This is a genomic window from Chryseobacterium sp. FW101-FHT12H09 (genome assembly GCF_058790395.1).
In genome coordinates this window covers 317836-330970 of the sequence record NZ_JBYTCP010000005.1, presented here as the reverse complement: position 1 = coordinate 330970, position 13135 = coordinate 317836, and the positions used below count along the sequence as shown (strand labels likewise).

Annotated in this window: 13 protein-coding genes; 6 read left to right on the top strand and 7 right to left on the bottom strand. The window is 33.2% G+C overall.

The genetic code is table 11. The features are described from left to right. Window positions 1-12: 12 nt before the first annotated feature. Genes AC3WRL_RS20535 through AC3WRL_RS20520 form a run of 4 tightly spaced genes read right to left on the bottom strand, consistent with a single transcriptional unit; the run spans window position 13 to window position 2190 of the window. Window positions 13-729, bottom strand: a complete 717-nt coding sequence (locus tag AC3WRL_RS20535; protein WP_492331142.1) for a DUF3822 family protein — start codon at window positions 727-729, stop codon at window positions 13-15. A gap of 18 nt (window positions 730-747) precedes the next feature. After that, window positions 748-1242, bottom strand: coding sequence for a DUF8465 domain-containing protein (locus AC3WRL_RS20530; RefSeq protein ID WP_214828342.1), 495 nt, complete (start codon window positions 1240-1242; stop codon window positions 748-750). Between the two features lie 7 nt (window positions 1243-1249). After that, a complete protein-coding gene (locus AC3WRL_RS20525; RefSeq protein ID WP_214828345.1) occupies window positions 1250-1744 on the bottom strand; it encodes a metallophosphoesterase family protein in 495 nt (164 codons plus the stop codon). Next, window positions 1744-2190, bottom strand: a complete 447-nt coding sequence (locus tag AC3WRL_RS20520; RefSeq protein WP_214828347.1) for a hypothetical protein — start codon at window positions 2188-2190, stop codon at window positions 1744-1746. Before AC3WRL_RS20520 ends, AC3WRL_RS20525 begins: the two co-directional genes overlap by 1 nt. A gap of 76 nt (window positions 2191-2266) precedes the next feature. Between AC3WRL_RS20520 and AC3WRL_RS20515 the strand changes: the two genes are divergently transcribed. Then, complete coding sequence (locus AC3WRL_RS20515; RefSeq protein ID WP_492331141.1) at window positions 2267-3811, top strand: serine hydrolase; 1545 nt, start codon at window positions 2267-2269, stop codon at window positions 3809-3811. Between the two features lie 85 nt (window positions 3812-3896). Here AC3WRL_RS20515 and AC3WRL_RS20510 read toward each other — a convergent pair whose 3' ends face one another. Beyond that, a complete protein-coding gene (locus AC3WRL_RS20510) occupies window positions 3897-4946 on the bottom strand; it encodes a T9SS type A sorting domain-containing protein (RefSeq protein ID WP_214828351.1) in 1050 nt (349 codons plus the stop codon). Window positions 4947-5148: 202 nt separating this feature from the next. After that, window positions 5149-5631, bottom strand: a complete 483-nt coding sequence (locus AC3WRL_RS20505) for a SixA phosphatase family protein (RefSeq protein ID WP_261509819.1) — start codon at window positions 5629-5631, stop codon at window positions 5149-5151. Window positions 5632-5745: 114 nt separating this feature from the next. On the opposite strand from AC3WRL_RS20505, the gene ruvX reads away from it, so the two are divergent. The 5 genes from ruvX to AC3WRL_RS20480 all read left to right on the top strand — a co-directional run bounded on the left by ruvX (window position 5746) and on the right by AC3WRL_RS20480 (window position 9324). Then, window positions 5746-6162 (top strand): Holliday junction resolvase RuvX, encoded by a 417-nt coding sequence (ruvX, locus tag AC3WRL_RS20500; protein ID WP_214828354.1) that lies wholly within the window; start codon window positions 5746-5748, stop codon window positions 6160-6162. Then, the gene (gene def, locus AC3WRL_RS20495; RefSeq protein ID WP_214828357.1) at window positions 6159-6731 is read left to right on the top strand and encodes a peptide deformylase; all 573 of its coding nucleotides are present in this window, start codon (window positions 6159-6161) and stop codon (window positions 6729-6731) included. Before ruvX ends, def begins: the two co-directional genes overlap by 4 nt. Window positions 6732-6811: 80 nt before the next feature. After that, a complete protein-coding gene (locus tag AC3WRL_RS20490) occupies window positions 6812-7378 on the top strand; it encodes a DUF5606 family protein (RefSeq protein WP_214828360.1) in 567 nt (188 codons plus the stop codon). A gap of 294 nt (window positions 7379-7672) precedes the next feature. Next, window positions 7673-8446, top strand: a complete 774-nt coding sequence (mazG, locus tag AC3WRL_RS20485) for a nucleoside triphosphate pyrophosphohydrolase (RefSeq protein ID WP_261509815.1) — start codon at window positions 7673-7675, stop codon at window positions 8444-8446. Window positions 8447-8451: 5 nt separating this feature from the next. After that, window positions 8452-9324: a hypothetical protein gene (locus AC3WRL_RS20480; protein ID WP_261509814.1), complete on the top strand. Its 873-nt coding sequence runs from the start codon at window positions 8452-8454 to the stop codon at window positions 9322-9324. An 87-nt stretch (window positions 9325-9411) separates the two neighbouring features. Here the strand turns inward: AC3WRL_RS20480 and AC3WRL_RS20475 are convergent, their stop codons facing one another. Then, a complete protein-coding gene (locus AC3WRL_RS20475; RefSeq protein WP_492331140.1) occupies window positions 9412-13128 on the bottom strand; it encodes a metallophosphoesterase in 3717 nt (1238 codons plus the stop codon). Between the last annotated feature and the right edge of the window lie 7 nt (window positions 13129-13135).

Sequence of the window (13135 nt, the reverse complement as noted above, 5' to 3'; positions counted from 1 at the left end):
GCTGCCTATAACCTAGTTAAGTATGAAATTCTTATTAGGAACATTATCAAATACAATTTTCAAATTCTTTACGAACTTTTGCAGTTCAGAAATGAAGGTTTCGTTTTCCGTAGTTTCTCCGTATGCATAGAAATTAGTTTCATTTATTCCAAAGCCTATTTTACTTAAAGTAAACATAACGAAGTAAAGAAAGTCAACCTCTGAATTTACATCCAGGTTATTGTATAAGATGAGTTTTTTATTGTCGATTGCAAAAAACTCACATTGATTATGATAAAGATTAATGTGAATTTCTTTATTATTTTTATTATTGATCGAGTTTAAAAACTTTTCTCCCGAAAAATTAAAGTGAACAGGAATTGCCAACTCTTTTATTTTCTTGTAAAAAACTTTTGGAAAAGTATAATAGAACTGGATCCTGAACTTTTTATTTAAAGAAAGCATAAGCTCTTCATTCTCCTTATCAACGGGAGCGTTAAAAGAGATCAGGTCATATCCCGCCTCATGCTCTGAAAAACCTTCAGGCATCAATGTAAAATGATTAAAAGCTGAAATAACAGAAATTTCATCGAATCTTTGTTTAATTAAAACTTCATCCAGTTTTTCAGCGATAAAATCCTTAGGAGATTCTTCAGTAACGAAATAGGATTTTTCCTCCAAAATGCTCTTGTTTTTGGCAATTTGGTAGATTAATCCGTCTTTTGTGAAAAGTAAATTAAGTACGTTCATAGTTCAATTGATGCAAATTTAGTGAAATTCTACCATTACGGCACCTGATTGATGATGAAGTATTTCCTTATTGTAAAAATCCAGGTGAGTCTGACTTTCTAAAACGTCTAAAACCATTCTCTGGAGGACTCCATCACCAATTCCATGAACAATTTCCAACCTTTTAAGATGATTCTTTCTACAGAATGCTAAAACACTTAATAGCTTTTCCTTTTGAATAAAAAGCCTTTCGAAACTATCATAATCATTTGGGTTTTTAACCAGATTGTGAAAATGTAAGTCTAAAATTAGAGCTTCTTTTTGGTGTTTTTTTGAGATTATCTTTTTGGGTTCTGCTTTTTTTTCGACCTTAATGTTTTCATATAAAGAAGGATTTTTCGGAACCAGCTTTTCTTTAGGATATTGATGGGTAAATCCATATTCATCTTTCAAAACAACAATATTACCTTTCACGGAAGTTATTACGCCGCTTAAATTTTCATCTACTACAGAAACCTGATCACCAATGTTCATATTCAATCTATTTTGGACCTAATTCAATTACCTCTAAGTCTTTTACTTCCTCACCTTCCACTACAAAGCGCATCATTGTTCTTACTTTATGCCAGCCTTGTTTTCCACATGCGCCGGGATTAAGATGAAGTAAATTATTCTTCGCGTCGAACATTGCTTTTAAAATATGTGAATGGCCTGAAATAAATAGTTTGGGAGCCTTTTCACTAATTTCCTTCTTAGCTAATGGTGTGTATCTTCCCGGATAACCTCCAATATGAATCATCAAAACTTCCAGATTCTCACAGAAAAAACGATTCACTTCTGGAAATTCAGAACGGATTTTGGCGTTGTCAATATTTCCGTAAACACCTTTTAAAGGTTTGATTTTTTCGAGCTGTTCTATAATTTCAAAGCTTCCAAAATCACCACAGTGCCAAATTTCGTCAGCCTGACTGGCATATTCTAAGATTCGATCGTCAATATAGGAATGGGAATCGGAAAGGAGCAGGACTTTAGTCATTATCTTAGTGTTCTTTCAGTAATATTTTCGTCGTACTTTTCTTTAAATATAGCAATACGTTCAGGATTTAATTCTCCTTCATGATTGATTACTCTTTCTTTCAATAGCCATTTGATAAGCTTTTCCATTCCTTTTTTGGAATTCATAAAGTTGGCAATTTTTGCAATATCAGTTGTTTCTACTTTTACTTTTTCGGTCAGAAAGTTTAATATAAAATAATCATCACTTACATATTTTGGAGTCTCATTATCCATATATCGGTAAAGGAGAATTTCTTCATCATCTTTCATTGTAAAAAATGAGTATTGAGTAATATCAATTTTTTCTGCTTTTAAAATCTGCTTTCCATCCACCAGAACCTTGTCATCTTTGATGGTGACCTGTTGCGAGAAATATAAATTAAGACTTAATAATAAAAAGAAGGACAGTATTTTTTCTGAAATCATTTTTTCACACTTAAAATAAAGTTCAAATTTACTTAATAAAACTCGAATTGATTAACTTTGAGAAAATTTAAAAATAATGAAACAGAAAATTTCTTTTTTCATTTTTCTTTTAGCGGTTGGCTTATTCAATGCTCAGGTTGAAGAAAAAAAACTGGATGAACTAGTTCAAAATACCTTAAAAACTTTTGATGTTCCGGGAATGTCTGTTGGTGTTATTAAAGATGGTAAACTTATTTACTCAAAAGGTTTTGGGGTACGTTCTCTAACTTCAAAAGAACCGATGGATGACAGTACTCTGGTGGGGATTGCTTCTAATTCAAAAGGTTTTACCTGTACTGCTCTTGCTATTTTAGCAGATGAAGGAAAACTGAACTGGGATGATAAAGTTTCAAAATATCTTCCGGAATTTCAAATGTATGATCCTTACGTTTCACAAAATGTTACGATAAAAGATCTTGTAACTCACAGGGCAGGATTAGGGTTAGGGCAGGGAGATTTAATGTTCTTTCCCGAAGGAGGAAGCCTTACTGTAAATGATATTGTACATAATGTCAGATATCTGAAGCCTGAAAATCCTTTCAGAACAACTTTAGATTATAATAATATCATGTTTATTGTTGCCGGAGAGATTATTCATAGAGTTTCAGGATTAAGCTGGGCGGAATTTATTGAGCAAAGAATTATGAAACCTGTTGGGATGACTTCAAGTTTTGGAAGTTACAGCAGAGCTAAAGCTGTTGCAAATAAGATTGATGCCCATGCTCCTGCAGATGGAAAAGTAATTGCTGTTCCTCATGACTGGAATGAAACCGGAAATGCAGCTGGAGGAATTTTAAGTAATATCAAAGATATGACCACTTGGGCAGAATTTCTTTTAAACAATTTTACCACAAAAGACGGAAAGAAATTGGTTACAGATAAACAGATTCAGCAGTTATGGAGCTTACAGATTCCTAGCGGTGTAGCAATGAAAAATCCATATGATACAAGTTTCTACGGATATGGAATGGGTTGGTTTTTAAGTGATGTAAAAGGACATAAACAAATTCAGCATACTGGAGGATTAATAGGGACAGTAACTCAGTTTACTTTAATTCCTGATCTGAAATTGGGAATTGTAGTTTTAACAAACCAACAGTCGGGAGCTGCATTTAATACGATTACAAATACTCTGAAGGATTCTTATCTTGGAGTAGCGGATAGAAACTGGCTGAAAACATATGGAGACAGGATGGCAAAGGTAAATGCTGAATATGAAAAACAAAAGAAAGAAGCTTTTGCAAAATCCGATGCTTTTAAAAAAGATAAAAATCTACAACCTAAAGCAGAACAATTTGTAGGAAAGTATAGTGATATTTGGTTTGGTGATGTGGAAATTGTTCAACAAGGAAGCACCTACAGGATTTCATGTAAAAACTCACCGAGGTTGAAAGGGGAATTATTACCTTATTCAAACAACAGTTTTATTATCAAATGGGATGACAGAAGTTATGATGCAGATGCATATATTATATTTGATTATAATGAAAATGGAAAAGCTGAGTCTGCAAAACTCAAACCTATTTCTGATGTTACAGACTTTAGTTTTGATTTTGATGACCTGGATTTGAGAAGAAAGTAATATAATATCTTACGATACCCTATAAAGTCAATAAAATAAAAGCTCTAACAAACGTCAGAGCTTTTTTCTTTTAATATGACCTCAATTATTCTTTAATAAATTTCTTGATGAGATCTCCGATCTGAATGATGTATGCACCTTTTGTAAGGTGGCCAACATTAATAGAGCCTCTTTCAATTTTTCCTGAAAGAATAAGTTTCCCTACCATATCAAAGATTTTATATTCTTTTGAGGATGTATTTAGAACACTTAGAATATCTTTTGCAGGATTAGGATAAATAAGCGCTTTGCTTTTGAGCTGCTGTTCTGAGACTGACAAAGCACCTAAATTTGCTTTTAGTAATGATCCGGCAAAAAAATCAGTAATGTATATTGTATTATTTTTTACAGCTAATCCGGATGGATAATTGAATTCGGTGGAAATAATGCCATCGGAAATTACCGGGTTAGCCATAGTGAAATTCAATTTTGAAATTTTTGAAGCTCCAGCTTCAGAAATAAACAGTTCGTTTCCATAAGATATTAATCCCGATGGATAGCTTAATCCTTGTGCTATTACAGTTGGAGAAGTAGAATTGTTAAGTTTGAATTTGGATACAGTTCCCGCAAACCTCTCTGTAAAGAAAATTTCGCTGTCAATAATTTCGATATCGAATGGTGACGATGCTGAAGTAATATCTATTAATTGCGGACTAGATTGGGTAATATCTATTTTAGCGATCTTATTGTCACCTTCAAGAGCCATATATAAGTCATTTCCAACAAATTCAAGTCCTAATGGACTGTTTATATTGGTTAGAACAACTTCAGGAGCAGGATTGACGTTATTAAGATTGACTTTGGAAATTCTGTTTCCTCCAAATTCTGAAATATATAAAATATTGTCTTTTAAAGCTAAGCCATAAGGTCTGTTTACTCCTGTAACAACATCAACCGGTGGAATACTAGGATCATCAATATTAACCTTAATAACTTTATCCTGATAGTAAACTCCTATATACATTTCACTACCATCTATCACCATTGGATTTGGAGTTTCTAAATTTCCGATCAATTGTGAGGCGGTAATTTGCGAATAAGCTTTGTTTCCTGATAATACAAGGAAAAAGAATAGAAAGTAAAACTGTTTCTTCATTGTTATTTTTATTTAGAATAATTATATATAATACAAAAATATTTTATTCTAAATGAAATGACAAAAGAGATTACATGATATTTTCCCCATTAAAATAAATGAGAATTTTAATGGAGTTATTCTGGATTAAATGTAAATCATGTTTTACTTGTTTATCTCTTAACCTTTTGCTTCTTTTGATATGAAGGGAGTAGTAGAAATTTTAAATTTTAATTTTACCAGGTTCGTAAAAGAATAAAAGCTTTTTATTAGCTCCATCAAATTCAGACCACGAATCGCAGTCTATCTCAAAACCGGCAACACCACAGGTCGGGAAATGAAAAATATTTTCAGATATTGAATTGGCAAAATTGGAAATTCCATTATTATGGGAAAAAAAAGCTACAGAGCTATGGTTATCATCCAAGTCATAAATAACAGATTCAAAATTTTTTTCTGAAGGATTATAAAGCTTTTCATCCGTCATGAAATTCAACTGATAGGTTTGATTGAAAATTTTACACGTATTCAATGCACGCACTGCCGGGCTTGATACTAAATAGTCAATCGCAATACTATTGGTTTTTAAGAATCTGGACATGTTCATAGCATCTTCTAAACCTTTGTCGGCTAAAGGTCTGTCAAAGTCTTCTGTCTCTTCTGGCCAGTCGCTCTTCGCATGTCTCACAAGAATGAGTTTCTTCATAATTTTGTTTTTTGGAAGATTAAAATTATAAAAAAAAATGTGGAATGAAACATCATTTATAAAAAAAACTACGTTATGAATAAAATCATTAAAATTTACTAAATTTGCAAACCTATGGGACAAATCCTTGCAATAGACTATGGAAAGGCTCGTTGTGGCCTTGCTGCGACGGATGATATGCAGATTATAGCAAGCGGCCTTGAGACCGTTGAAACAAAACTTTTACTGGTTTTTCTGAAAAAATATTTCAGTGAAAATAGAGTAGATGACGTAGTAATCGGACTTCCTGTAGATTTAAAAGGAAATATTTCCGAAGTGGAGACTGATATTTTAAAATTCATAGAAGAATTTAAAAAAGAATTTCCAACCATTTCCGTTTTCCGTTTTGATGAGAGGTTTACTTCCAAAATGGCATCATTTTTTATTTCTCAAAGTGGGAAAAGTAAAAAAAAGAAACAGGAAAAAGGTTTGATAGATAAGATAAGTGCAACTATTATATTGCAAAATTTTTTAGAACAAAGAACAAGATGATTCTACCAATAAGAGCCTTTGGGGATCCTATTTTAAGAAAAATAGGCAAAGATATAGACAAAAATTATCCCGATTTACAAGAACTTATAGATAATATGTTCGATACTATGAATAGTGCAAACGGAATTGGCCTTGCTGCTCCGCAGATTGGTCTTGATATTCGCTTGTTTGTAATAGATGTAACTCCTTTGGCAGAAGATGAAGATTATGAAGATATTCAGGATGAATTAAGGGATTTCAAAAAGGTTTTCATCAATGCTAAAATTCTTGAAGAATCCGGAGAAGAATGGAAATTTAATGAAGGATGTCTTTCTATTCCTGATGTAAGAGAGGATGTTAAGAGAAAGAGTACGATTCTTATCGAGTATTATGATGAAAATTTTTTGAAGCATACAGAAACTTTTTCCGATATTAGAGCCCGCGTAATTCAACATGAATATGATCACATTGAAGGGACGCTGTTTACGGATCACTTAAGTGCTTTAAAAAAGAAATTGGTGAAAGGTAAATTAACAAAGATATCTCAGGGTGATGTAAGCATTAATTACAAAATGAGATTTCCGAAATAGTAGTGTAAATAATTAAATAAGAAAAATAATAGGCAGTAATAGATCTTGCATCAATTACTAAAATTAAAAAAAATAAAATTATGTTGTTAGAAAAAATAATTTCAATTTCTGGAAAACCAGGTCTTTTCAAATTAGTTTCTCAGTTAAGAAACGGATTTATTATTGAAGATGTAACTACAAAGAAAAAAGTAAGTATCGGAAACTCTAGTCAGGTAAGTTTGCTGGATAATATTGCTATGTTTACTTTTGATAAAGAGGTTCCTTTGTTCGAAGTTTTTGAAAATATTGCTAAAAACCATGACTATAAGGAAACTATTTCTCACAAATCTACTGATGATGAGTTGAAAGACTTTATGGGAACATCTCTTCCTAATTATGATACGGAGAGAGTATATGCTTCTGATATCAAGAAATTAGCTCAATGGTATAACATTTTACACAAGGCAGGATATATTACTCCTGAAAGTTTTGTGAAAGCTGAAGCTGAAACTTTAGATCCTGCAAATCCAAACGAAGAAGTAAGTTTAACAGATAAGGAGGCTCCTAAAAAAGCAGCTCCAAAGGCTGATAAACCAGTTGCTCCTAAAGTAAAAGCTTCAACGGGAGCAAAAGCAGCTCCAAAAAGCACACACAGAAAAATGGGATAATTCATTTATTCGAATATAAAATCAAGCCTTGTTGAGAGTTTTCCTGACAAGGCTTTTTTTTGCACAATTATTGATGATTAGAAGGGAAGAGAGGATAAAGAATAAAGAGAAAAGACTCTGCATACTCAGTAATCTGTAATTTTGCTTCTAACTTCTAACTTCTAACTTCTAACTTCTAACTTCTAACTTCTAACTTCTAACTTCTAACTTCTAATTTCTAACTTCTAACTTCTAACTTTTGTACTAGAATCAAATAACCCTTACATTTGTATAAGTTCGAATTCTCAACTACCTATGAATACTAAACAAGAAAAACTGGAAGCCTTCGGAAGATTATTAGATATAATGGATGATCTACGTGAAAAGTGCCCATGGGATCAGAAACAGACTTTACAATCTCTTCGCCATCTTACTCTTGAAGAAACTTATGAACTTTCGGATGCAATTTTGCAGGAAGATTTACAGGAAATAAAAAAAGAATTGGGTGATGTATTGCTTCATCTGGTTTTTTATGCTAAAATAGGTTCTGAAAAAGAAAGCTTTGATATGGCAGATGTTATTAATTCTCTAAACGAAAAGCTTATTTTCCGCCATCCACATATCTATGGAGATGTTGAAGTAAAAGATGAAGAAGAGGTAAAACAGAATTGGGAAAAACTAAAATTAAAAGAGGGGAATAAATCCATTTTGGGCGGTGTTCCGAAAAGTTTACCAAGTATGGTAAAAGCTTACAGGGTTCAGGATAAAGTGAAAGGAATTGGCTTTGAATTTCATAATGCTGAAGATGCCTGGAAGAAGGTAGATGAAGAATTGGCGGAATTTCATGCTGAGACTGATTTGCTTAAAAAAGAACAGGAGTTGGGAGATGTATTTTTTTCACTGATCAATTATGCCAGGATTTCCGGAATCAATCCTGATTCTGCTTTAGAAAGAACCAATTTAAAGTTTATTTCCAGATTTCAAAAAATGGAAAATATCGCTTTGGAAAGAAATTTGAAGTTACAAGATATGTCCCTTGAAGAAATGGATCTTTTGTGGGACGAAGTTAAAATGTTAAATAAAAATTGATGAGAATGTATATTTTTTGTGCAGTAACAGCCCTATTATTAGTGGGATGTAATCCTAAAACTCCAACTGAACTGGCTAAAGAAGATACTTTAAAGGTAGAGTTTTCATTACCTAAAAAGCTAAAGGAGGTTTCAGGAATTACCTTATCTCAGGATCAAAAGACCATTTGGGCAATAGAAGACCAGGGAAATAAGAATGTCGTTTATGGTTTAGACAGACAGGGAAAAATGGTTACTGATGTTCTTGTTGAAAATGCTGAAAATAATGACTGGGAAGAAATTACTAAGGACAACAAAGGAAATATCTATATTGGTGATTTTGGGAACAATGATAATAGTAGACAAAATCTTGGTATTCTGAAAATTGATTTAAAAGATGCTTCTCAAAAAACAACGAAAGTAATCCAGACTACCCGTTTCCATTATGAAGGACAGACAGAGTTTCCACCAAAGAAATCAAACTGGCTGTATGATTGTGAAGCTTTTGTAGAAATGAATGGAAACTTTTATCTCTTTACTAAGAATAGAAGTAAAGGTTTTGATGGCACTTTTCTCGTTTTTCAGATTCCTAATCAGGAAGGGGACTTTGAAGCGAAACTGATAGGGCGGTTAAAGCTGAATGGAAAATATACCGATGCTGCAATTACTTCTGCATCCATTAACAGTAAGCAAGATCAGATTGTACTACTGAGCCATAAAAATATTCATGTACTGACTGGATTTACTCAAAATGATTTTAGTACAACGAAAATTCAGAAGATACCATTGAATCACAATTCACAAAAAGAAGCCGTTGTTTTTCTTGATGATAAAACTTTATTAATTGCTGATGAAAAGGATAAAACGATTGGTGGAAATGTATATAAATTTTCTTTTTAAGTCAGGAAAAAACATGATTACAATTCTTTATAAAATGAAATCCTCAGAAATTTTCTGAGGATTATTTATTTAAAGCAAAAATTTTTCTTAAAAGTTCATTCCGATTCCTGCAGAAATTCTTCCGCCATCAGAACCATAGAAGTAATTTAATCTTGCTGAGAACATTTCAACAACGCTTAGCCAGAAACCTACACCTGCAGCCTGATGCCATTTGTCAGAGTTTTCGTTATCATTCCAAACTCGTCCTACATCATAACCAATTAAAATACCCATGTTAGTAGGAATGATATTATTTTTTACCCTTCCAAAATCCCAACGTATCTCAGAGTTATTTGCAAAGTAAGACTTTCCTGAGAATCTTGTGTTCCTGAAAGCCCGCAGTCCATTATTTCCACCAATACTGGCAGCCTGATAGAATTCAAAGTTGTTATTGTTGATCCACATCACATTACTGGAGTTTGCAAAAACAAAGTTTCCTCTCTTATCAATTCGGTGATGGACATTTAAAGATCCGTTTAAGGTTAGAAAATTTCTATCAAAATCAGAAATATTTGTTTTCCAATTCGCATTTGCAATTAATTCCAATCCTAAAGTAGGAAAGGCATTATTGTCAAAATTTTTGAAACTAAAGGTATAGTTAGCACCAGCAAACTGCTGACTTTTGAAAACTGCAGGATTTACATCCGGCGATTGGTCTACAAAACGGTCTCCATTTCTTTGAACTTTATTATCTTCGAATGTAAGCTGGAATTTATGTTCAAGATTGAGCCAGCTCTTTTTTGAAATTGAAGGTGCAAAATTGAATTTTGAGATTCTAGCTCTGTTATATTTTGTTTCAGTATTATCTTTATCATATTCACTTTCATTAGATAATCCGAAGAAGTTTTCTGAGAAACGCGGTGTTGTATATGCCGCATCAATATTAAAATCCCATCCTGAAATCGCTTTTTTAAAAATTCCTTTATAGACAAGGTTAAAACCAGCCGTATTTGTGTAAAAATTAGCCTTTAAACTATGTTTCTGGGTGTATGGGGCACGGATAAAGTTATTGACTGTATAGTTCGCTAAAACTCCTATGATAACCCCGTCATCAGGATTATAATCGGCATTAGGATATCCGGCAAAGAAATTGTATTTCGGATGTTTATAATTGTAGGTATTAATATCATAATCATCGGAAATATTCTTGGTAGCAGTATCCGCATTGTAGGTATTCTTCTGAGATTTAAAATCATAGATCTTTACCTTACTTCCGTTGCTTACATTGTATACATCATGATTATAACCGCCAATCAGTCGGATTGTCATTTTTGGCTTTCCTTCTCCCGATACCTCATAAATGTCATCGTCTTCAAGCCCGTAGATCCAGAGCTCTTTTGTTTTGTTGTCGTAATATGTTTTTTCAAATACCAACTCAGGATTTTCTCCTTTCTTATCCAGTTTGTATTGTTTAACTTCAACTGAATTTCCAGTTTTAGTAATAACAAATTTATCTTGATTTACTGTTCCTGCTAACGGAACTTTTTTCTGCAGTACATCATAATATTGACTTGCATAATCCTGTAATTTTTCCTTTCTGGATTTAAGCTTTCTCTGAATATCACTAATTGTTTCATCTTTTACCTCCTTAGGTAAATTATTAAAAGCCTCATTGATATCTGTATCTGTCAAATGTTCCTGGATATACTTTGCCTGCGTCACCCATTCTTCCTGTGTAGATCCTTTTAAGAATACCAGATCTAACGGGTAAGGTTCCATAGCCAGCCATTTTACATTCTGAATATCTTCTTTAAAGGTTTTCATGTGACGGATTGCTGGAACGTTCATAATTAATTTAAATGCGGCTCCATCATATTTACTGAAAGCCTGATCTCTATCCCTCGGAATAGGCTTGTAGATTACTTTGTCGCCATCCTTATATTCCGCCCATTTCCATTGATCAGAATGTCTGTCCCAGTCACCTAGCAGCATATCAAAAATTCTTGCTCTGATATAGGATTCTTTGTCGACGGAATATTTGTAATTTTTGCCAAAGTTCTTTATAACGTCATCTGTAGAAACAATATCTGTTGCATTATCAAAGGCTTGAAGTGTTTTAGGATCTGAAGAATAACGTTCCTCTATCATATACATTTCGTCACCGTAATGTTCATTATAATCTCCCAGAGCCTGTTGCTTCGGAATGTAGAATAATCTTGGATTGCTATGGAAGATATTCAGTTTATCAGCCATATTTCCAACTGCAAATGGAGTAAACGGATGATTGGTAGTATAGAAATCAAGTAAGAACTTATCTGGGAATGTATTATTGAGCTCATCACCAAAGGTACTTTTCTTAAAAGCCATATTATTCAGAAAACGTACTGCACTTTTCTTTACACCACGCATTACAAATTCCTGCCCGTCCTTTGCTCTAAGTCTTAAGCTGTTGGATTGATTTCCGCCACCTTCTCTAAAAGGGATATAGCCACCGTCTAACGTCGAAATATTAGCTGTTTTTGCTTCAATAGGGATTCCATAATATTTTCTGTAATGATCTCCCCAAAGCCATCTGTAAAACTTTCCTTTCTCCGTTAATTTTTTAGGATAAACAGTTGAGGATATTGTACTAGGAAAAGAATTTGGATAATTATTAATGAAAGGTTCCGGTTTGGAAATTACATTAATATGTGATAGTGTTTTTAGCTGATTATTTGTAGTCGAAAAATATTCTACATCAGAACTCTGATCTTTTCTGATATTTAAAACAGCAAAACCATTCCCACCATATGAAAAATCGGTTTTTTCTGCTATTGTTGCAGGATCTACTTTAGAGCCAGCACCACTTATAATTTGTCTGATATTTCTTTCAGAGTGGTATTGAAGGTTATGATCGTGTCCCGAAACAAAAATTACGTTCTCTTTGTCCTGAACAATACTTTTAAGTCTATTGGCTAAATCAGCATAATGCTGATTATTAATGTCCTCCATGCTGGCGCCTGAGGTATTCCTTAAGATATTAATAAGGGTTGCTATCCCAGGAGCTGGAATATTACCTTTAAAAGGAAAAAGATGAGATCTTGCGGAATTATAGCCTGCATGTGTTCCACTGCTGATGACAGGATGGTGCAGAGCAACAATAATTCTTTTACCCTGGTTCTTCGTGATCAGATCCTGAAATTCATAGAATAGATCATCACGGGTTTTGATCGTACAGTTTTTATTAATGCCGGGATATTGATCCCAATTAAGCAAAACCCATTCACTATCAATGACAATTAATTTGATATCATCAGTGATGTTGATATCATCAATTGGGCATGAATTTTTGGGTAGATAGGATTTTTTGTCGTTTAAATAATTTTTAACGAATTCTTCCTGGGCATTTAGACCATCCAATCCATGATACCAGTCATGGTTTCCAGGAATAACCAATGTCTTGCCTTTGAAATTTTTTGTGATAGCAAGTTGGTTTTCCATCTTTTCTTTTGCCAAAGGATAGTCTTTGTCTCCCTCTTTAGGCATTCCTGACGGGTAGATATTGTCACCCAGAAAAATAAGCATGGAATTCTTGTCTGCAGAATCCAATTTACTTTTAAGGAGACTCAATGTATTTTTCGCCTGGACTTCATCTGCATTACCGGCATCACCGACTAGGAAAATTTTAAAGTCATTTTCAGATTTTGCGTCAGAATTTTTAACTTCTTGTAAGTTTTTACCCTTTTTTACGTTATAGGTAGCACAAGAATATAAGAGTCCTGATACCAACAAGAATCTAAATGGAACAGATATTTTTTTTAGATGGGTTTTAAAGGATAAATTCATAAATTTA